A 22,395-nucleotide genomic window follows, 5' to 3' on the forward strand; every position below is an offset into this window, starting at 1 on the left:
GAGAAAAGGTTCTTCGAACCTTTTCTCCACTACACACTAAAAAGATGTTTGAGCACCACAAGTGCAAAAGCTCATACATAGAGATCGTGGAGAGCATGGGAGGCTGACACACTCTTTGATCTTTTTGTACAAATTATCAAAAAAGGCGCAGGCGCTCAAGCGCCTGCCTATACGTGAGCATAAAGATGTATAAGAAGCATTAATTTTGTTGTGGCAGTGCATAATGGTAGTGTTGATGCGATGTCAGTGGAAGTTGTGGAGAAAGATCTTTTTGTATGCATATCTGGACTTTTTTTAAACGTCGATGCTTCCCCAATTTACTGCTCTTGTTACTGATTGGGATGCTCGTTGATGGAATGGGAAACGCGCTACACAATCCTACCTCACAGGCGCTGGCAGCAGGATCTCTAGAGCAGACGTTTGCACAGGCGGCCCTGGATTTTAAGGTACCAGCTCCTCTACTGAAGGCGATCTGTTATCTGGAAGGTCGTTTGAGCAATCATGGTGGGACGCCGAGTGTCGATCAGGGATATGGCTGTATGCATCTTCTGGCCAATCAACATCATGCAACACTTATCCCGGCAGCACGAGCCTTAAACAGAGCTCCCGATGCATTGAAGACAAGTCTAACATTGAATATTCGTGGTGGCGCTGCGGTTCTCCATGCATATCAACAACGTCTCTCGCCTGCTGGAGTGCCAGGAACGACACTCTCGCCGCATGTCTGGTCCGCTGTACTGGTTGTGTATAGTGGTGCAGGTGATGCCAATATAGCAGCTATGTACGTTCATGAGATCTATCATATCCTGCACACTGGCTTTATAGCCATGGCAGAGACGGGCGAACGGGTGATACTGCCACCACAAGCAGTATCCCTACCCGCGCTGGCTTCTCCATGGACCACGTCCCACATGCGGAACAATATCGTTGGCGCATTAGGACAGATGTCATCAGCCTTACCAGCCATAGCCAATCTGCCAAAAGGATGTGTGAACGATGGACAGACCGACTATCCAGGTGCCATCGATTGTATAGTCAAGCCAAAGATCTTTGATTGTAATCGCGTAAAGGACAATGCTCCCTGCACCTATGAAAGCGCATTGCGTCCAGTCGCGTATCCTGTGGATTTTGTGGTGATCCACGATGTCGAAGGGACGGCATGGGAGGCAATAAATACGTTCCATGATGTGCATAACGGAGTAAGCTCACATTACGTCGTTGATACTGATGGCACCATCTATCAATTGGTTCACGATTCAGATATCGCCTATCATGCTGGCAATTACTGGTATAATCAGCATGCCATTGGCATTGAACATGCGGGCTATGCGGAGAACGGTTATCAATGGTTTAACGCAACCCAATATCTGGCCTCGGCAAGATTGACGGCGTATTTGCTCAACAAATTTCATCTCCCATTGGATCGAACCCATGTCATCGGACATGGAGATATTCCAGCTCCATCACTTTCGCTCACACCCAACCATACCGATCCCGGTCCTTACTGGCTATGGGATTATTATTTCAAACTGATTAATCAATCGGGTATTCCCTATACACAGGAAGCCTTTAATCCTACCATCATCACTGCCCATCCCATGACTGATCTCTTACCATTGGGCACGCAAGGCCAGGAAGCAGCGCTCAATTATAATTTCATTAAGCTCTACAATGGTCCCAGTACCGCATCAGGACAGATACCGCAGGCCCCCGGGGATAGTATTTTAAATGAGACGGGCAATGTAGAACCGGGCATCAGTTATGCCTATACTAATTTCGCATGGGATGCCGCCGGAAGCGGACAGATGATGTATCAAATCTGGTATGGAACGGAGAGCCACCTTCATGGCGATAAACCAGGACATCTGGCAAGTGCGCGTCTGGTGTGGCTGGCACTCAAGCCGCAGAATGTCTCACACGGCATAGGTATTGCGCTTTCGATGGGCGATGCGGCAAAAATTTACAGTAAACCAACGCTGGACAGTGACTACCAGATTGGAGATGCGCCACCGGGCGCGCTCTTTGTCTCCGGCATGACATGGCATGATCCCGAAACAGGCGATTGGTACGAGATCAATTTTAACCATCGCCAGGGCTGGATCTCAGAAGCAGATGTGGCATTTTAGCGAGCGCGCATGGATCACTTTAGATAAACTCAACAGAAATCAATCCAAGAATGTGAGAAGCAATCTACCACACCTGTTGGCGATGTGATATACTTTTTGCTACCAGGAGGTGCATTTTGGACGACTTGAGTATCTTCAGTGGGAATGCAAACCGCCCGCTGGCAGCAGCCATCTGTCGACATCTGCGCATTCCACTTGGTGATGCAGATGTTTTTCAGTTTAGTAACGAGAATATTTTCGTAAAAATCAATGAGAATGTTCGCGGTCGAGATGTTTTTGTCATTCAACCATTCAGTTCACCTGTCAACCGTTCGATCATGGAATTGTTGATTATGCTGGATGCTTTGAAACGAGCATCAGCGGCACGTATTACCGCTGTCATTCCCTATTATGCGTATGGGCGTACGGATAAAAAGGATCAACCGCGTGTGCCGATTACGGCACGCCTGATCGCGGATTGCATCACAGTCGCTGGGGCAGATCGCGTTCTGACCATGGATATGCACGCAGGACAGATCCAGGGCTTTTTTAACATTCCAGTGGACGAGTTGACTGCTCAGATTACCCAGGCTCGTTACTTCGCAGATAAAAATATGGAGAACTTTACCGTCGTATCGGCTGACGAGGGCTTTGCGAAAAAAGCTCGCAAACTGGCGGATCGTCTGGATGCACCTCTCGCCATCGTGGAGAAGAGACGTCTGGGAAATAATGGCGTCACCGAGGCAATGGGCATTATTGGCAATGTCGCAGGACGCAATGTACTGATTGTTGATGATGAGATTGATACAGCTGGTTCCTTAACCCAGGCCGTACGCGTAGTGCAAGAGCAAGGCGCGTTGGATATCTATTGTTGTGCCACCCATGGTATTTTCTCAGGCACAGCCATTGAACGCCTCAATAAAGCTCCGATTAAAGAGATTGTGGTAACCGATTCTATCCCATCTCCTGAGCCAGAGCGCTTGCCCAATTTGACTGTACTCTCTGTTGCGGAAATGATCGCAGGGACCATCAGTCGTATCCACGATGGTCGTTCAGTATCCGAGTTATTCTGGTAGTGTTCTAAGAACGTCCTGGACGTTGTCTGACGGCTGCATTACGCATCGTCTCTTCGGATACCAAGCAAAAACGACCGGTTTCCATAACTCTGCGGCTCCACTTCATCAGGTTGTATGCATTGTATCGCCGGGTCATGCTGTGTGCCCGCGAGCCGAAACATCAAGGTCTAGCAGGAGAACCTTGAGAGCAGCGTTGAGAAAATCTCCTGCTTTGTAGTGTAAGTGTATATGTTATAATAGCCACCAATTGTGTGTACAACTGAGCATTTTCAGCACCAGGAAAGGGTGGAGGGGCATTTTATGAAGCCGCTAGTTGCTATCGTGGGCCGGCCAAACGTCGGCAAATCCACATTTTTTAATCGTATGATCGGCGAACGCATCGCCATTGTTGAGGATATGCCGGGCACCACCCGCGACCGCCTGTATGGAGATACTGACTGGAATGGTCGCGATTTTACGCTGATCGATACTGGTGGCCTGGAATTAGGTTCAGGTGTGCCTGTGGGTCAGGTTGGATTGCATGGGCAGCCGGGCGATTTGATGGACCATGTGATGGCCCAGGCCCATCTGGCTATCGAAGAGGCCGATGTGATTGTATTTATGGTCGATGCCCGCTCCGGTATCACCACAGCCGATGAGGATGTTGCGCGAGAATTGCGCCTTGCCAAAAAACCCGTGATTGTGGCCGCCAATAAAGCGGATAATAAAGATCGCCGCATGGATGCCGTTGAATTTTATAACCTGGGTCTCGGTGAGCCGATTGTGATCTCCTCAATCCAGGGCGTTGGAACTGGCGATCTGCTGGATCGCATCGTCGAAGAGCTACCACCGGCCAGCGAACTGGAAGAAGAGGAAGATGAAAATCTGATTCGTGTCTCAATTGTGGGACGTCCAAATGTCGGTAAATCCTCGTTACTGAACGCCATCACGGGCACTAATCGCTCTATTGTCAGTAATGTACCGGGCACCACCCGTGACGTGATCGATACCAATATCGAATTTCAAGGCCATAAAATTCGCCTGGTAGATACCGCTGGTATTCGCCGTCGTGGTCGTGTTGGTGTCGGAGTCGAAAAGTATAGCGTCCTGCGTTCTGAGCGTGCGCTAGAGCGCAGTGATGTCTCTATTCTCATGCTAGATGCGACCGAAGGTCTGGCCGCACAGGATACCCATATCGCTGGCGCGATCCATGAAAACGCCAAAGGAGTGATCGTCGTTGTGAACAAATGGGACATGGCTCAGGAACAGCGTAAAGCCGAACGAGAAGGCGTCTTCGCCCATCCTGATGATGAGATCCAGAGCGCGGAAGAATATCGTGAAATCCTGGCGGAAGGATTAAAATTCATTCCGTACGCGCCGATTTTATTTGTCTCAGCCAAAACCGGCTATCACGTCAAAAGCATCCTTGAAACCGCCATTAAAATCGCCCAGATGCGCTACTTGCGTGTCCCCACGGCCAGACTCAACGAAATAGTACAGGACGCCACGCGTCGCCATAGTCCGACAGTCATTCGCCACAAGCCATTGAAGATCTACTATGCCACCCAGGCGCGCGTCAATCCACCAACCTTCATCTTCTTTGTCAACGACACTGAAGCCGTACACTTCTCCTATGAACGCTATCTGGAGAATCGCTTGCGTGAAGCCTTCAGCTTCCATGGCACCGCCGTTCGTTTACAATTCCGCCCACGTTCTAAGGACAGCGACGAACGCCGCACCAAAGAAAGCGAAGGACGCCACTAACCTTACCCACCAGGTCCAACACATTCGATCCCAAAAACCCGATCCCTCGCGATCGGGTTCCTCACTCCTTCCCTCCCTCTCTTTGCCGGGGATGCAGGGGCGACGGCAGTCCCCCTGCCGGAGCGTGAGGTGTCCTCACTCCTTCCCTCCCTCTCACCTCCGCCGCCGAAGGCGGGATAAAGAAAACAGAAAAAGTTTCCTGACAGTTGTTGTTGTGCCCCATTTCAGTGTACTATACTTAGTTAATACAAGATTTATATTCCCTCAGCTGGCTGCAATTCTGTGCCACTTGGGGGATAAAGTGGAAACACGAGGCGAAATGCGCTACAATGCAGAGAAGGTATAGACAAAGCCAGATAGCTAAACACGTAGCGCATTCCTCTGCTAGCCACTTTGTACCATTTTATGAGGTAAAGAGAGGATTTTCATGGCAGGTGACTGTTCATTCGATATAGTATCGCAATTTGACGAACAAGAACTCGTCAATACAATTGATCAAACGAGACGTGATGTACAAACTCGCTACGATCTGAAAGATACTAAAACTGAGATTGCTTTGGCAAAGGACTCTATTACCATTACGACTGATAGCACGCTTTCATTGAAGAATATCCGCGATATTCTTGAGTCAAAGGCGATACGCCGTAAACTTTCTCTGAAAATCTTTAAGCCAGGGAAAGAAGAGGATGCCGCTGGCAGTCGTATTCGTCAGGTGATACAGTTGCAACAAGGTATTACCCAGGAACAGGCGAAGGAAATCAGTAAGATTATTCGCGACGCCCATCCGAAAGTGCGCACTCAGATTCAGGGTGACGCCGTGCGTGTGATGGCAAAGAGTCGCGATGAGTTACAGGACATTATTGCTGTCCTGAAACAAAAGGACTATCCGATCCCGTTGGATTTCATCAACTATCGCAGTTAGTCCTCTGGCATGGGCACAGAAGCGACACCATGATGCATCAAGCAACAGCATCGTGCAAGTACTTTAGTACCAAAACAAGTGCCCATGCCTCTGAATTGTTGTACCCTAGTTTTGATCAGACCAATAGGCACGATTCCTTGAGCAGTAACACAAGATCGTTGCTTATTGCGTGCTCATTCAAGAAAGTGGACCGTTCATGCCTGGGAACAGAGCAACCTATAGTGCAGCGATCAACGCAGCAGACCGCCATCGATGGGATAGCCGCTGGTCGGATGCCATGCAAGAATATCAAATAGCACTCGACGAGTTCCCAGAAGATGCTACGGCACGTAGTGGTCTAGGGTTTTGCCATATGCAAATGAAGCAATGGCAACAGGCGTTGCACGAATATGGGCATATTTTGCAGCGTGATCCCAGCAATGTGATTGCACTGAGCAAGATCGCTGAACTCTATGGCATCTTAAACAGACGTGAAGATGCATACCAGGCCTATTCCCATCTGGCCGACCTTTACTCACAGGCAGGTCAGGGAGCACGAGCAGAAGCTGCCTGGCAAAAAGCGATCCAGTTATCTCCGGGCAATCCAGAGCCCCATGAGCGGCTAGCAAGCTATTATTTTGAGAAGAAGGACATCTCCCAGATGTTGCAGGAGCGGTTAGCAGCTGCCCAGGGGTATCTTCTTCGCAACGAACTCGGTCCGGCACGCGTGCATTGTGAAGAGGTTTTGCGTGCCGATGGATCAAACATTCAAGCACAACAATTGCTCTCGTCCATCCTCACGCGGGGGAATGTCTCCGCGGAGGGGGCGGGAACAACCAACTCAACAATTCGTTCGGAAACTGGTGAAAGCGCTCCTGTGCATGGCGACGCTGCAATGAATCAAGGGTCCATCACAGAACAATCTTTTACTGGATCAGAAACAACGGGAAATACAAGCGGAGGGAATACTGGCATCATGGGTAACATGGGTAGCGCGGGCAACTTTGGTGGAGTTAATAATCCCGGTTCACCAATGGCAATGTCCAATGGGAACGGGATGAATTCTGCCCCACGCAATAGAATCACTGCGAACCAGGTCACAGGGGCATTGCAGCAGGCGCAAACATTTCAAAACCAGGGCCGTTTCAATGATGCTATTGACCTCTGTGAGCAGATCCTGGAAAGTGGTTTTGATCGTCCGGATGCGCGATATTTTTTGGGCTGGCTTTACCAGGAACAGCAGCGTTGGGATGAGGCGATTCAGCAATTTCAGCATCTTCTCAATGATCCCGATTACGCACTTTCTTGCTACTATGCATTAGGTCAATGCTACCGGGCACGCGGCGATCTGCGCACAGCAACGGTCCATTTTGATGAAGCAGTTGACCGCGTCAATCTCGATGCATTGACGGCCGAAGAGTCTGACCAGTTGGTTCAACTCTGTCAGGAAGCAGCCGAGGCCCACCGTTTATTAGGTGAGCAAGAGCAGGCTATGACCGTCTATAACGCCCTGCTAGGCTTTTTACGTAGCCGTGGCTGGAATGACAAAGTAGCGCAGGTTGAATATATGTTACAGCAGGCGCAAGGTGCCCCTGCCCCTGTGCGTACCTCGACTCCACCACCGGCAGGGGCTACACAAGCTCCTCCGCAACCACAATCCAGCATGCCTTCATCGCCGATGCTGGACGCGCCGACGATGGAAATTAACGCCAATAGTATTGCGAACGCGGGCCAGAATCCCCCCACCGTCGCGCCAGCCGCACAGGCAAGCTCGGCCGGTGAATTGCCAGAGTGGCTAACAGGTATCCTGAATGACTCAGACAAGCCGCAGAGCGCACAAAAAGCGGCGCCACCACAGCCAGCGGCCCAGGCAGCACCAAATACCGATCAGCCGAGAAATGACTATCAGCCAGCTACGGCACCACAACAACAGGCTGCGCAGCCTGAAATTCCATCCTGGCTAACCGATGAAGCCAGGCCAAACTCGACGCGTGTCCTATCCCAGGAATTAGAATCGTTGACGCCAGCGCCTCAACAGACACCTCCGGTCGCGCCACAGCCACCGGTACAGCAATCACCTGTCGCGCCACCACAACAAGTACAGCAGCAGCCGACGCCGCAGGTACAATCTCCTACCCCACAACCACAGGTAGAGATGAGACAATCGCAACCATTGGTGGCTCCAACGCCGCAGTCAGGACCATTACAGCAGGCGCCATCGCAGCCATTACCGCCAGTTGTCCCGCCTACGCCTGTACAGGCATCTTATACTCCTGCGCCCCAGCAACAGACAGCTCCATCACCCTGGGGTGCATCCGCGTTTGATGAGCCACAATTGATGGTGCCCAGCACGCCCAGTCGTCCCTCTAACCAGGAGCAGAGACCTGCCTTTGAGGATCTCCTCAATCAAATGGCGGGTACGCAAAATGGAGCAATGGGACAGGTTGCCGATGCGGTCCTGGCAAGTACAGCGTATCTGCCGGATAATATTCGTATGCAGGTGATGCGCTCGATGCAGGATATTCAGAAATATATCAACCATGGCCTGCTGACCCCGGCCACGGAAGAATGCCTGCGCGTGATCGATATCGCACCTCAATATCTGGATGTGCATCAGGTCCTCTGCGAGATCTATGTTCGCCAGGGTAAGATTGAGCAAGCAATCACCAAATACGGTATTCTTGTGGATACCTATATTGTGAATGGCCGTATCGATGATGCGATTGCTACCTATCGACGCATTCTGCAATTAGATCCAAATAATATTACCTATCGCACACGCTTAATCACCTTGCTCTCAACGCAGGGCAATAAAGAAGATCTATTGCGCGAACGCACGCTGGCTGCCGAGTCTTATCTGCGCCTGGGCTATATGGATCGCGCCATGACCGAATTGGAGCAGGCGCTTCAGGAGAGTCCAACCAGTGTCCCAACGCGCCTGAACTATGCACTGGCCTTGCAGAAGCTGGGGCGCTCACAACAGGCTGTCGCGGAATATCAGCGTGTATTGCAAATTGATCCCCGCAATATCACAGCCTTAGTACGCTGGCATATCTCAATGATCACATCCATGGGAACGGCGCGTGCGACCTCGTTGGAGACACTCTCTCGCATTCGCTGGCAACTGCGCGGTGAAGGCCAGAAACATGCCCGTGCCGTTGTGCGCGAATATACGCAGAGCGCGGAGATTTATCCCAATAACGCGGATGTGCATTATGCGCTGGGACAGATCTATCAGCAGTGCGGTTACTATGATCGCGCGGTCGAAGAATATTCTCAATCAACCCGCGATAGCCATGTCGAGGTTTTTGCCCGCGCCAGTGCCGCTCAGGCATTATTGCTCCAGGGCAAACCAGAAGCGGCAATCCAGCAATTGGAGCAGGCGCTACAGATGGTTCGTCTCGCCCCACTGTCTATTGATCCCGCAACCTGGGCGGCTCGCCCACGCGAGGAAGGTGAAGAACATCGCGCACCTGAGGTTGAAATCTCCATGCAACTGGCAAAAGCCTATGGGCGTACCGGCCAGCAGGAACAGATGCAGGCGATTCTGCGGCAGATCAAGCGCGGCAAACCGGACCAGGACGAGGTCACATCCAGTATCGCGGATATCGCGGTCCGTCCCGGCGATATAGATAGCACATTGCAGGAATATATCGATCTGGTACGCCACTATCGCAATAACCGGCAGATTGACAACGCCATCAACGTGCTTAATGAGATGGTACGTCTGGCACCACAGGATACGCGAGCCCACGATGAGCTGGCTGATATCTATGTGAGCCGCGGTCTGCTGGAAGAAGGTATGGCAGAGTTGCGCTTATTAGCTGATATCTATCTACGGCAGGGCAAACTGGATCAGGCCGGTGAAGCGGTCAGACGAGTCGGTAATATCTACGCGGAAATGGGCGATATCGAAGAGGCTTTGACCAGCCTGTATCGAGCCGCTGAACTCAATCCTGAGTCGATGGATTTGTTACGCGAGGTGGTCGGCTTCTGCCTCCAATTGGGGCGCAAGCAGGATGCCGCACGCTATCAGACCATGATCGCGCGTAACTACTTTGAAACCCAACAGGTCAAAGAAGCGGTCGCAGCCCTGCAACAGCTGATTACCATTGACCGCAACAACTTTGATGCCTATGACATGCTGGGACAAACCTACCAATCAGTCGGCGAATATGAACAGGCCAGCCGCGTTTATCGCAACCTGGCTAAAGTGAATGCTGGTAGCTCGGTTGCCCGCGAACGCCTGGCGGCTCTCCAGGAACTCCGCACTCGCTAAGTTTATATGTTTGGTTAAAAGCCCAAAGAAAAGAGATAGCTCATCCAATAGTAGATGAGCTATCTCTTTTCTTTGGGCCATGGTCTTTCTATGACTGTTCGCGCCGCTGGCGCTCAAAATCTCTTTATAAGAAGGTGCAGAATTTGGTGCTAGCACCAAATTCTGCACCTTCTTATAAAGAGATTTTGGGTGCTATGGCACCAAATCTTTGCACCCTCTTATAAAGAGATTTTGGGTGCTATGGCACCAAATCTTTGCACTCCCTTATAAAGAGATTTTGGGTGCTATGGCACCAAATCTTTGCACTCCCTTATAAAGAGATTTTGGGTGCTATGGCACCAAATCTTTGCACTCCCTTATAAAGAGATTTTGGGTGCTATGGCACCAAATCTTTGCACTCCCTTATAAAGAGATTTTGGGTGCTATGGCACCAAATCTTTGCACTCCCTTATAAAGAGATTTTGGGTGCTATGGCACCAAATCTTTGCACTCCCTTATAAAGAGATTTTGGGTGCTATGGCACCAAATCTTTGCACTCCCTTATAAAGAGATTTTGGGTGCTGACATACCTACTCGCCACAATGTTTATTTGCTGGCAGGCTCTAGCGGGGTCTGAGACGACTGAGAGGCGGGTCTTTCTTTGTTGGTGCTTTGTGACTGCTGAACAGGTGGTTGCGCGGGCTGATAGAGCTCTCGGCGCGCGTCACGCTTGCTCTTGAGTTCGAGTAACAGGCGATATGCTTGATAAACGAATGGGCGATAAGCGAGATCATGGGTGTCCAACGAGAGCATGGGATATCCTCCGAAGCCGCGCTTGAAGAGATAGACACCCCACATTTCCTGGCCCTCGGCGAGGATCTCAGGAATACCCCGAAAGTTATAATACTGGCAGCCATGCGCTTTGGCCCATTGTATGCCATTCCATTGCAATAAATGATTGGGCATCTTCTCACGATGCTCATTTGAGGAGGCACCATACATATAATAGGCCCAGGGGCCAGCGCGGAGCATGATAATACCAGAGATTGCCTGACCCTCATATTCCGCCAGGAAGAGGGCCGCTCGCTCCTGCTCACCCAGAATGCGCAGGATGTCAGCGTACAAGGATCTATCATTGATGAAGAATCTATCACGCTCGCTGGTAGTCTCATAGAGGCGATAAAAGGCATCAATATCGGCCTGGGTGCTCCCCTGGCGGACAGTTACGCCTTTGCGGCCTGCCAGACGGATATTATAGCGCCATTTCTCCTTCATTCCTGCCAGCAAGCTTTTCTCGTCAGGACGAATGTCCAGTACCCATTCGTTGCGGATATGAACATGATGAGGATTGATCTGGAAGCCGCGCCGTTTGAGCTCTGATAACCAGAGATGGTTATCAGCTAAAACACTCGGCTCGATCTTCAACATAAAGGCATGCCGCCTGCGCGCCTCGACTTTGACATAATTGAGCAATACGGTCAGGGCTGGAGAGGTGGGATCATCGATCACTGGACCGCGAGGAGCATAGAAATAGAGTTGCTTGAGCACAGGAGCGCGCGACACAATCAATAATATCGCCGCGCAAAGCTGATCAGCCTCGTTCACCACGCCAATACGCAACGTCTCTTCAGCTCCCAGATACGAGCCAAACTCTGCCCATTCATAGGTCTGTGTGACGGTACAACAAACGGATGATTGTACAAAATCATTCCATTGTTGACGATCTTTAATAATGCGAGCTTCCATAGCACCTCTTCCCAGTAGCAATGCTGAAACGATCTACAGACTATTTATCCATTTCTCAATGCTTCTATGCTGCTTAATCGGCATCAGACACCGCTTCGGGTATACTGGCTAACACTTGCCGCTCGCCATCCACATACTGGCGCTCTTTATGCCGTTGCTGCTTTCCAATCTCTACCAACTTGCGCCATGGCTTATAGATCAAGGGTTGATAAATATAATCTTGTGTGGGCATCGTCAGACGCGAGAAGCCACCAAAGCTTTTTTTATATTCATAGACATCCCACAAATCCTCGCCGGGGACCAGCACATCGGGGATCGAGCGAAAATCAAAGAAGCGACAACCCTGTTCCTGTGCCCATTGCAAAGCATGGTATTGCAAAAGATAGGTAGCTGGCTGTAACCAATCCTCACCCACATGACCATTAAACATATCCCAGCACCAATTACCAAAGCGAAGCAACAACTTGGCTGCAACCGCCTTCCCATCCTGTAGCGCTAGCAGAATAGTCGCACCATGCTGACGAGAAAAGGCTTGCAAGAGGTTCCGATGATAATCCTTGCTATGCACAAACACGTCATTCAGTTCTGCAGAAGATTTCAACAGTTCATAATAGCGATGGAAATCCTGTTCGCCACATGCCTCGCGAATCGTCACGCCCTGCCGTTCAGCCTGATAAATCCGTTGCCGGCAAGCGGGTGTAAAAGCGTGTAAGAGTGCATCCCGATCTGGTTGCAGATCCAACACCCAGGAACGACGCCCATGCACCGAATTGGGATTACTCTGAAAGCCAGCTTTATGATAGACAGCGAGCCAGGTATCCAGGTTAGGATCATCATCGGCAACATTGGGTTCCACGCGTAACACAACGGCGCGCTCCTGCTGAGCGACCCCTTCAACCTGTTGAAGCAACTGTGTCAATACAGAGACATCCAGATGCTCCAACACTGGTCCACGAGCGCTATACAACCAGGTAGGAAGTAATTTGGGCAACGGCAAAGGCACAGCAGCAACTGTCAGGGATAGCGCCCCGATCAGGCGTTCATCATCCACCACACCCAGGCGATAGATTTGATCCCCCTGCTCGCGGTTCAGTTCTCCCCATTCATAGGACTGTAAAAAGTGCCCATGCGGTTGGCGCAGCAGAAACGCATTCCACTGCTCCCGATCATGAATTTCCTGGATCTTGATACTCATCTACGTCTACAACGTTTCTAAATACTCGCGTCTCAGCAGGCTATAGACTTTAACATTGTGGAACTTATCGAAGCGTGGAATCATCTCACGCAGAGTTCCCTCGTACTTGAAACCCGCCTTTTCATCAGCGCGCCAGCCACCAATGTTATCTTCCATATCCTGTGTCTGAATACGATTCAAGTTCAACTCTAAAAAGCCATATTGAAGCATCAAGCGGGTCGCCTCAGTCCCATAGCCTTTGCCATGCAGGTTACGTGCCCCGATAATCACATAAAACTCGGCACTCTGATTCAGGGTATTGATATCCTTCAACCCCACCAGGCCAATCAAGCGATTATCTTCCTTTTGCACCACCCCAAATAAAATATGGCGGGTATCTTTATAAAGATTTTCTAATCGCTCCTTACCGCGAGCATCGCTGGTAGGATAGACAGAAAAATAACGGCGAATTTCAGCATCATTCATCCATGTGGAATAGAGATGATTATCCTGAGAGGGCTCCAGAGGTCGTAAATAGAGGCGTTCCCCTATCACAAAGGGATTCTGCAAATTTGTTGTATCTTCGGACATAGTCTACGTTTCCCTTCTTCACAAGTTTGCTGTAGTATCCGTATGATTTCAGGAAAAGTATAGCATAGGGGCAGAGGTGAAGCAATTTTATCTCCTCCTCCGTAGGTCATTTGTGTAGGCAGGCACATCAGTGCCTGCACCCTTTGTAGCGTGTGGTGAAGAAAACAAATGATTTGCTTGTAAGATTTATACAAATATGTTATATAAAATAAGATAGATACAGTCTGTCCCGCTTATTTTCGCACTGCCGCGCTAGAATTCCTGATTCACTGCCGCTCAGATATGCTCGGTTATGCCATCTCCTCTTGTACTATGGAATGTCTCTAAACAGACACAATAGGCTGTCGTGTGGTCATCCTGCTCATAGTATTGGTAGCATGAAGACTTGCGACACACTATCAGAAGGAGCCCAGTATGCAGATACCTCTGGCATCTAAAGGCAAAATCACTGGATTACGTACGAACGCACTTGCTTATCCGGCGGTCCTGGCCCAATCGATAGCGTTGATCTCTCCTACAATGACGGCGGTCCTGATTATTCCTCTGACCTTTGCATCAGCAGGCCCGAGTGCCTGGCTGGCCTATTTGTTCGCAACGCTTATGCTGCTCTTTGTAGTCTTCAATCTCAATCAGTTTGCGCGCCGTTCATCTTCACCAGGATCGATGTATGCCTATATCGGACGCGGCCTGGGCGCACGTGGAGGAGTTCTCTCCGGCTGGGCATTGTTATGGGCCTATCTGTTTATCGGGATCGCTGGAATGAATGGCTTTGCAATTTTCAGCACTCAGCTATTGGCCGCGCTAGGTTTCACGGGAAATGTTCCGCCCATTTTCTTCTTTGGCTTGAGCGGTCTGCTCTGCTGGTATCTTGCCTATAAAGATATCCGTATCTCGGCGATGCTGACCCTGATATTAGAGGGACTTTCGGTGCTCTGTATTCTTGCGCTGGCGATCTTTGTACTCTTTGGACATGGTTTCTCGGTCGATAGCGCGCAGATTTCGCTCAAAGGGATCTCATTGCCGGGTATGAGTCTGGCGGTGGTGGCCTGTATCTTTAGTCTGGTAGGCTTTGAGAGCGCCACAGCTCTAGGCGGTGAGGCGCAAAATCCACTGCGCTCCATTCCACGTGCCGTCATCTGGAGCCTGATCCTGACTGGTCTCTTCTTTGTTTTGATGAGCTATATTGAGGTCGCAGGCGTCCGGGGCTATAAAACAACGCTGGATCAGATTTCGGCTCCACTCAATGTGCTGGCGGATTTCTATAATGTAAATTTCTTTAAGATACCACTATCAATCGGTGCCATGATCAGTTTCTTCTCACTCTCGCTCTCCTGTCTCAATGCCGGAGCGCGCATCCTCTTGCCCATGGCGCGCCATGCAGTCTTTCCAGCCAGTATTGGGAAAACACATACCACCAACCAGACACCGCACATTGCCGTCACGGTCTATGCAATCATCATGGTGCTTGTCCCCATCGCCTTCTCGCTCTTCACCGACACATTGACTTCCTTCAATGATGCCGGAACCCTGGCTGCGTTTGGCTTTCTCCTTGCCTACTTCCTTATCTCAATTGCGGCCCCACTCTATCTACGGCGCATCAAGGAGCTCAGAACAATCCATAGTATCCTGGCTATCCTGGCTATCATTTGTTTACTTGTACCTACAATTGGGAGCCTCTATCCTGTCCCGGCCTATCCCATCAATCTCTTTCCTTACATCTTTATCGCCTACATGCTCATCGGTGCTATCTGGCTCTATCTGGCCAGTCGTCGCACCCACACGCTCTTCCAGGAAATCGAGGAAGATCTGGAAGACTTGCTGCAACACATACCCACATCTGAAGAAGCCACACCAGCTCTTTCCGAAACCATCGCCATCGAATAATTGTAGATGCGGTTGTACGATGACCTTCGCTGGCGCCGTGCGATGCCTACATAACCCGAACAGCGACCTTCGCATCTTACCGCTGGTTGAGCGGTAGGTTGAGATCACGTACCTGACCGGGATAGTGCGCGAAGCCGACATGTGCCCCGATCTCTTGCTCAGGAAGATTTAGCAACGCGGCCTTCCGTTCCAGAGCTAGTTTGATAAGAGCAACTGCAGTATCGAGGTCGAGCGCATCTGTATTTATGACCAGATCGTAGAGATGTGCATCACTACTGTTCTGATGATAATCTTCCTCCCCCAGGATGGGCACATTCACATCTGGCGGACCAACTACGAGAGCGGGATCCATTGTGCGCAAGCTTGACAAAAAGCGTCCAATTGCATTCTGCGAATATTCATCTTGAGATGCCGCATCACCTTCGCTGATACCTAATTCTCGCGCGACTCGCACCACGAAATCATGATCAACTAGCTTCCATTGCAACTTCTCTGCCAGACGTCGTGCAATCTCGCCACCACCACTGCCATATTCGCGTGAAACGGTAACGGCACACATATTCCCAATCAAAGTCTGTTGAGTATCCATTGAATACATCCTCCTATCCTTGAGGAATCTATGCTCTATTCATAACATATGTTCCACTTTTAGTACGGTTGAGAATAGCAAGAGGAATACATATTTCAACTCAAACCGGTGCTGTCTAGGCCGGGATATTCATATCATGAAGCAGGTCTGGTACCGTCACTAATTGATAACCACGCTGCTGCAATGTTGTAATAATGTGAGGCAGGGCCGCTACGGTCTGGCTGCGATCACCACCGCCATCATGCATGAGAATAATGGAACCATTATGGGCATTGTTCAAAGCGGTATTTTCGATTGATGCTACGCCAGGGCGGCTCCAGTCCACAGTATCAACATTCCAGATTACCATCGTCATGTTCAGCGCGGCTACCTGAGCACGCACCGTGGCGTTGACCGAACCATAAGGTGGACGTAACAAGCCAGGACGCTGACCGGTGGCCTTTTGCACTGCATCAGCAGCACTGGTGACTTCCTTAGAAATCGCGGCTGGTGTTAGTTTTGTCAGATCTGGATGATCCCAGGTATGGTCTTCAACCACGTTGCCATCTCCTATCGCCTGTTTGACCAGATTGGGATTACTCTGGACCTGGTTACCAATCGCAAAGAAGGTGGCATGGACATGATGCTGTGCCAGAATCGAAAGTACCTGTGGAGTATAGGTCGGATTTGGACCATCATCGAAGGTCAGTGCAATCTTTGGCAAATCGCTGCGTCCCTGCCCAATAACGCGTGCCTGCGCGGGCGTGGTGGGAGCCGGAGTACCAGCTTTAGCAGCCGCATGTACACCCTGCAAAGGTTGCAATAATACGCCCATCAGGCTCAATATAAAAATCAAGGCACAGGTAAGTGCAATTTTGGTAGATTGAAATGTTCGCATGTTTCTCACAATCCAGGAAAAAATGACGTAAGTAAAGGCCAGCTTTGAAATAACGGGCCGGAATTGCAACAATGCAAAACTGCTGAGCCAGTCAGTGATATGACAGATAGCGCTTCAACGCTCAGAATATCCATACACAGGCAACACTGTATTTATAGAATGACTCCATACTACTTTTAGTGCGTATGTTGCATATGGATATATTCTGCGATCATAGCAGATAGCATACAGCAAACTGTACTAATGAGTTTCATATTATCGCATATTAATTCATCCTGTACAGAGCAAAGATCAATGAACTCCACATTCACAGTTCAGTCCAGGAAAATTTCCAGCACCCTGAAGCACCCTGAAGCACCAGGGCCAATTGGGCTATGCCATTTGATTACATCATAAAATAGCTTCAGTATCCTGAACTGACTCTATAGCGCCCTACAGAAGAATTTTAAGCTCAAAAACCAGCATTACTGCTTGACAAAATGGCTCTCTATCCTTTCGGGGGATTGAGAGGAGGAGTTTGCGAGGACTGTCATGCCCCCGGCATGCCTGCCATCGCGCTCCGTCATGGGCTGCCGCCCCCATAGGTGCGAACGTAAGCGGGATTGTTAAGGGTGCAACCCTTAACCTGGGGTTCGGGGCTGTGCCCCGATCTCTCACCTCCCTCTCGCCGCCGCGCGCGGCGGCGAAGAAAAGAAGAAAAAGGGGTATTTGGGGACACCCCAAACCCCGGCAAAGGGCTGGCCGCCCTTTGCAATCCCGCTTGTAAAGCCTTACGTTCGCACCTATGGGCTGCCGCCCCTGTACCCCGCTTTCACCCGCAAGGACGGAGAGCCTTCTATTCCATTTCTTAACTAAAGTAGTTTCACTTTTATTTAATTTCAAACTATTTAAACAACAAAAAGGCATAAATAGCTAGTAAAATGATCGTTAATCTTCTATAATTATTCTTAGGTTCTTTGCTATGAACCCTATAAAATCGTTATTTTTCTATGTACGAGGGAGTTTTGAATGCAAGAACGCACGATATCTAATCGTATATCTTATGTTGCTTTTGCTTGCGCAATTCTATTAACTCTAGTATTAGAAGGGACCTATGCGCAAAAGGCTGCGGCCCAAACATTGAGCCATGTCAATCCGCATAGTGTCACAATTCATCCCCATCATATCTTTGCTGGAACCATTACTGACACGGGCACTTTTTCCTGCCAGTCAAATACAGCGGCTATTCGCTGTTATGGACCACAGCAGATCCGTCAGGCCTATAGCATCCAGCCATTACTCAACCGGGGCGTCACTGGTAAAAACCAGACCATTGTTATCTTAGATGCCTATAGTGCCCCGAGTATTGCTTCTGACTTGCATGCCTTTGATAAAAGATTTGGTCTGAATGATCCCAAACTCAATATCATTGCCGGAGAAGGCTCACTCACCCCCTGGGACCCCACTGATCCGCTGCAGACCAATTGGGCTGGCGAGATCGCACTGGATGTCGAGTGGTCGCATGTTGTGGCTCCTGATGCCACCACAGGTTGGGGCTCACCAATCGTCTCGAAGTTCGTGCCGCTGCTGGTAGCCTTCACAGGTGGCCCACACTTACATGACTACGATCGTCAGGTAGCCAGCATTCACTAAACTATCCTCGCACCAGGAAATACAAAGAGGGCCCTATCACATTTGTGGTAGGGCCCTCTTTGTATTTCCTGGTATTTCCTGCTTCATACTATTTCATGTTTTCCGCTCTCTTCACGCGTGAGTTTTCACACCCAAAGTACTCAAAATAACATGCCTGCCCTCTAACGGTCAACCCTGGCCTGGAATAATGCGGCGCTTACTTACTACTACTCATGCTATTATCTCTGGGTGGAAATCCGACAGCATGATGCACAATGTAGAGAGGACGAGCACGCACTTCATCATAGATACGACCAAGATATTCACCAATAATGCCCAGGAAGATTAATTGAATACCGCCCAGGAATAGTACAAGAATCAACGTTGAGGCCTGGCCTGTAATAGCACCGGTCACCAGACGCAAAAATGCGGCCACTACAATCCCTAAGAGGCTAATGACCGCCAATATAAAACCAAAGGTAGTTGCCAGTTGCAGCGGAAGATGGCTAAAGCTCGTAATAGCATCTAATGAAAATTTTATCATCTTATTTAGCGGATACTTTGTTTCACCTGCGTAGCGTTCCTCACGCTTATAAAGGACAGCTTCCTGACGGAAACCCACCCAGGCTGAGAGTCCACGCATAAAACGATGATGTTCACGCATCTGAATTAATGAATCTACCACTTGACGATCTACTAATCGGAAATCACCCACGTTGCGCGGGATAGAAATAGAGGTAATCCGATCGATCAAACGATAAAATAAATCAGCGGTGATGAGCTTGAACTTTGTTTCACCCACGCGCGACTCACGTTGTGCATAGACCACCTCCACGCCTTCTTTCCAGCGTGCAATCAATTCGGGTATAACTTCAGGAGGATCTTGCAAATCGGAATCCATCACGACGACCGCCTTACCCTGCGCATAATCAAGCCCTGCAGAAATAGCAATCTGGTGTCCGAAGTTGCGTGAAAAATCGATGATGCGCACACGTGGATCAGAGGCATGCAAGTCTTGCATGACCTGGTAGGATGAATCGCGGCTACCATCGTTCACCAGGATGAGTTCAAAAGGCTCTCCGACCTTTTCCATCACCTGTGTGACCCGGGCATAGAAATGAGGAAGTGTCTCCTCTTCGTTAAAGATTGGAGCTACAATAGAGTAGATCGGCGGTACTATATTATCCAACTCTCTAGCTTGTTCTACAGACATCGTATATTCTCCTTGCAGGTTTTTCTGCAGCCATCACCTACATTAATTACTCATCTTTATAGTATTCAACGTTTTTACTCGATGCACAAAAACGTTGACGATATTGCTCTTATCTATGGTGCTTTTATGCGCGAAAAACCAGCATATTCATCACAAAGAAGTTTACCAGAGATGCTACACAAATGCCTAGTGCTGAGGTGAATAAAGTAGGCAAATGGACTTATTTCAAAGCTGAGCAATCATAGAGATGCTGGTTTTGCCCACCACCAAAACCAAAGTCACCCGTGCTGCTTGTGGTAGACGAACTCCATTCGCTGGTAGGGACAATCTTACAATTGTTTTGCACCCAGGAAGTGAGCTGGCTTTGTCCACCGAAACCACCGAAACCACCAAAACCACGACCGCCGGTAGCAGACTCGATTTCCTCACGCGCTGCGGCAGGTAACTGATCCAATATCTCTGAGATATTGCCTTGTGAAGAGAGGAGGAAGTAACGCACCTGTCCGCTCTTGACCAGTTGTGTCAGCTTTTGCTGCGTCAAAATGGGATCACTGCCAGAGAAGCCCCCCATCGTCATCAATTGCGCCCCGGTATCAATAATGATCCTTTCGGCTGCGCTGGCGTTTGTCACGGCCAACGCATAGCGCGCACTGCCTTGATGCGTCTGGATAAATTGCTCTAACTTGACATTCGCGGTTGATCCACCATCAGGGAGACCACCCGCACGCCCAGCACCTGTCGGAGGAGTAAAACCACCTGTAGCACCTGGGAAGCCACTTTTCGTGCCTGTATCGCCCGTACGGATACCCGCGCCAAATCCTCCTCTATCACCCGTACGGATACCCGCACCAAATCCTCCTCTATCACTACTCGCCAGGGCCGGACCACTTGTTGGGAGGGTGGAATTGCCAGGAGCTGAGACACTTATCAATGACCAGACCAGAGGTGTTACTAATAATACTGCCATGCCGACCATGACGGCGGGAAGCTGTATCTTCAATGCGCTGAGCTTGAATTGCCAGCGTACTTTGGTCAGGATCAATGCAAGCACACCCAATGCTCCAAGAATGGCGAGGATAGGAATGAGTATCGTGGACCAGGGAGTACCATAGGCGGTGAGGAGATAGATCTGCTCCGCAAGCGTCAGGACAATTGCCAGGGGTAAGATCCAGGCACGCCAATCTGAACGGGCACGTGTACGGTACTCATGCCAGAGGGTCACGAGCCCTATCGCTGCCAATCCACAGATAGGCGGGGCGATTGTCACCAGATAGTAGGAATGGTAGAAACCGGCGACGCTAAAAAAGCCACCACAGGTGAACAACCAGACTCCCCAGAGAAGCAGATTTTGATGCCAGCGTTGCAGGGGCCAGCGCAAACGCGATTGCCATGCCATCGCCAGCATACCCAATAAGGCTAATGGCAACAGCCAGCTGACCTGACCACCCAGTTCTGGCTTAAAAAGACGGAAGACACTGGGCGCGCCACCTTCATTGAAGATGTTGCCGCCGCCACCACCGCCAAAAGAACCAGTTGGAGCTGCTGCATTGCCGGAACCGGCATTTGCTGGAGGCATTGTAGAAGCCGTTACAGTGCCTCCGCCTCCACGTGCCCCTCCGCCAGCGTTCATACCCGTTAAACGTTGTAAGCCATTATAGCCAAACGCCAGTTCAATCTCGGAGTTGGTCTGGCTGGAACCAACATACGGTCGCTCGGAAGCTGGCGTCAAATCTACCGCTATCAGCCAGGAAAAAGAGACAACCAGCAGTACCACCAGCGCCACTGCCAGATAGCCGATACGCTTCTTCCAGCTATGCGGAGCACTCAGCAAATAATACAGGCCAATCGCAGGCAATACCAGATACGCCTCCAGCGTTTTGATATTGAAACCGAGACCTACCAGCACAGCACACAATACCAGCCAGCGTAAGCGCCCGGTGCTCACTGCCAGTAACACACACCAGACCGCCAGCAAGAGCGTCAGAATCAGCAAAGGATCAAGATTATTATCTCGATTCATGGTGACCGTGATCGGGGTGATTGATAGTGCAAGAGCCGCAATCAGGCCGGGAATGGGGCCGAAAGAGTGTCGTACCAGCCGATAGATTATGAATACGGACAACGTACCCGCAATCGCCTGTGGTACCAATAAGCTGACACTCGAAAAACCAAATCCTAACAACTCAGCGATCTTCGCGCTCAGCGTCTGTATCCATAATCCCAAAGCGGGCTTATCTACCGTCACAAAGCCACTGGGATCAAAGGATGCAAAGAAAAAGTTGTGCCAGCTTTCCAGCATACTTCTTACCGTGGCAGCATAAAATTCATTGCCATAGCCATTTTCCTGGATCAAGAAAAAATTCAGGAAGGCGGAAAAAGCTACAATGAGGCCCAGCGCAATGCGATGCCAGCGCTGCGTAGGTTGCTCCCCTGAAATGGGATGCGCGTCAAGCAGTTCGGGTCCGACAGAACCTATGACGGACAACGGAACATCTTCAGTCTTCATTCAATATATCCTCGATTACACTTCCGATTCTATGTACACATATAGGCAGGAAAGATTCTTCTCATAAGCCCAGTAATTTGTGCCAGGGTCGGATTCATGTGAGTAATAAGGTGTACAATAA

General features: G+C 49.9%; 14 protein-coding genes. 7 read left to right on the forward strand and 7 right to left on the reverse strand.

The features are described 5' to 3' along the window. Positions 1-275 precede the first annotated feature (275 nt). The 5 genes from F1593_RS29215 to F1593_RS03785 all read left to right on the forward strand — a co-directional run bounded on the left by F1593_RS29215 (position 276) and on the right by F1593_RS03785 (position 10,104). Positions 276-2,126 (forward strand): N-acetylmuramoyl-L-alanine amidase, encoded by a 1,851-nt coding sequence (locus F1593_RS29215; protein ID WP_149400217.1) that lies wholly within the window; start codon positions 276-278, stop codon positions 2,124-2,126. 116 nt (positions 2,127-2,242) lie between these two features. Beyond that, complete coding sequence (locus F1593_RS03770) at positions 2,243-3,181, forward strand: ribose-phosphate diphosphokinase (protein WP_149400218.1); 939 nt, start codon at positions 2,243-2,245, stop codon at positions 3,179-3,181. Positions 3,182-3,481: 300 nt separating this feature from the next. Beyond that, positions 3,482-4,924, forward strand: a complete 1,443-nt coding sequence (gene der, locus F1593_RS03775; RefSeq protein WP_149400219.1) for a ribosome biogenesis GTPase Der — start codon at positions 3,482-3,484, stop codon at positions 4,922-4,924. A 427-nt stretch (positions 4,925-5,351) separates the two neighbouring features. Next, entirely contained in the window at positions 5,352-5,846 is a 495-nt protein-coding gene (locus F1593_RS03780; RefSeq protein ID WP_149400220.1) for a YajQ family cyclic di-GMP-binding protein, read from the forward strand. 196 nt (positions 5,847-6,042) lie between these two features. Beyond that, a complete protein-coding gene (locus F1593_RS03785) occupies positions 6,043-10,104 on the forward strand; it encodes a tetratricopeptide repeat protein (RefSeq protein ID WP_149400221.1) in 4,062 nt (1,353 codons plus the stop codon). A gap of 585 nt (positions 10,105-10,689) precedes the next feature. Here F1593_RS03785 and F1593_RS03790 read toward each other — a convergent pair. The 3 genes from F1593_RS03790 to F1593_RS03800 all read right to left on the reverse strand — a co-directional run bounded on the left by F1593_RS03790 (position 10,690) and on the right by F1593_RS03800 (position 13,594). Next, on the reverse strand, positions 10,690-11,829 hold the full coding sequence (locus F1593_RS03790) for a lipid II:glycine glycyltransferase FemX (RefSeq protein ID WP_149400222.1): 1,140 nt from the start codon (positions 11,827-11,829) through the stop codon (positions 10,690-10,692). 73 nt (positions 11,830-11,902) lie between these two features. Then, on the reverse strand, positions 11,903-13,024 hold the full coding sequence (locus F1593_RS03795) for a lipid II:glycine glycyltransferase FemX (RefSeq protein WP_149400223.1): 1,122 nt from the start codon (positions 13,022-13,024) through the stop codon (positions 11,903-11,905). Positions 13,025-13,030: 6 nt separating this feature from the next. Beyond that, positions 13,031-13,594 (reverse strand): GNAT family N-acetyltransferase, encoded by a 564-nt coding sequence (locus F1593_RS03800; protein WP_149400224.1) that lies wholly within the window; start codon positions 13,592-13,594, stop codon positions 13,031-13,033. A gap of 414 nt (positions 13,595-14,008) precedes the next feature. Here F1593_RS03800 and F1593_RS03805 point away from each other — a divergent pair, with 414 nt between their 5' ends. Further along, entirely contained in the window at positions 14,009-15,478 is a 1,470-nt protein-coding gene (locus tag F1593_RS03805; RefSeq protein WP_149400225.1) for an APC family permease, read from the forward strand. 76 nt (positions 15,479-15,554) lie between these two features. Here the strand turns inward: F1593_RS03805 and F1593_RS03810 are convergent, their stop codons facing one another. Then, entirely contained in the window at positions 15,555-16,067 is a 513-nt protein-coding gene (locus F1593_RS03810; protein WP_172631840.1) for a cytidylate kinase-like family protein, read from the reverse strand. Between the two features lie 115 nt (positions 16,068-16,182). After that, positions 16,183-16,944 (reverse strand): polysaccharide deacetylase family protein, encoded by a 762-nt coding sequence (locus F1593_RS03815; RefSeq protein ID WP_149400227.1) that lies wholly within the window; start codon positions 16,942-16,944, stop codon positions 16,183-16,185. 1,008 nt (positions 16,945-17,952) lie between these two features. Here F1593_RS03815 and F1593_RS03820 point away from each other — a divergent pair. Next, positions 17,953-18,576, forward strand: a complete 624-nt coding sequence (locus F1593_RS03820; RefSeq protein ID WP_149400228.1) for a hypothetical protein — start codon at positions 17,953-17,955, stop codon at positions 18,574-18,576. 196 nt (positions 18,577-18,772) lie between these two features. On the opposite strand, the gene F1593_RS03825 is transcribed toward F1593_RS03820, so the two are convergent. Next, positions 18,773-19,768: a glycosyltransferase family 2 protein gene (locus F1593_RS03825; protein ID WP_149400229.1), complete on the reverse strand. Its 996-nt coding sequence runs from the start codon at positions 19,766-19,768 to the stop codon at positions 18,773-18,775. Between the two features lie 220 nt (positions 19,769-19,988). Next, on the reverse strand, positions 19,989-22,274 hold the full coding sequence (locus F1593_RS03830; protein ID WP_149400230.1) for a glycosyltransferase family 39 protein: 2,286 nt from the start codon (positions 22,272-22,274) through the stop codon (positions 19,989-19,991). Positions 22,275-22,395: the final 121 nt, after the last annotated feature.

Source organism: Dictyobacter arantiisoli, assembly GCF_008326305.1.
Lineage (GTDB): Bacteria > Chloroflexota > Ktedonobacteria > Ktedonobacterales > Ktedonobacteraceae > Dictyobacter > Dictyobacter arantiisoli.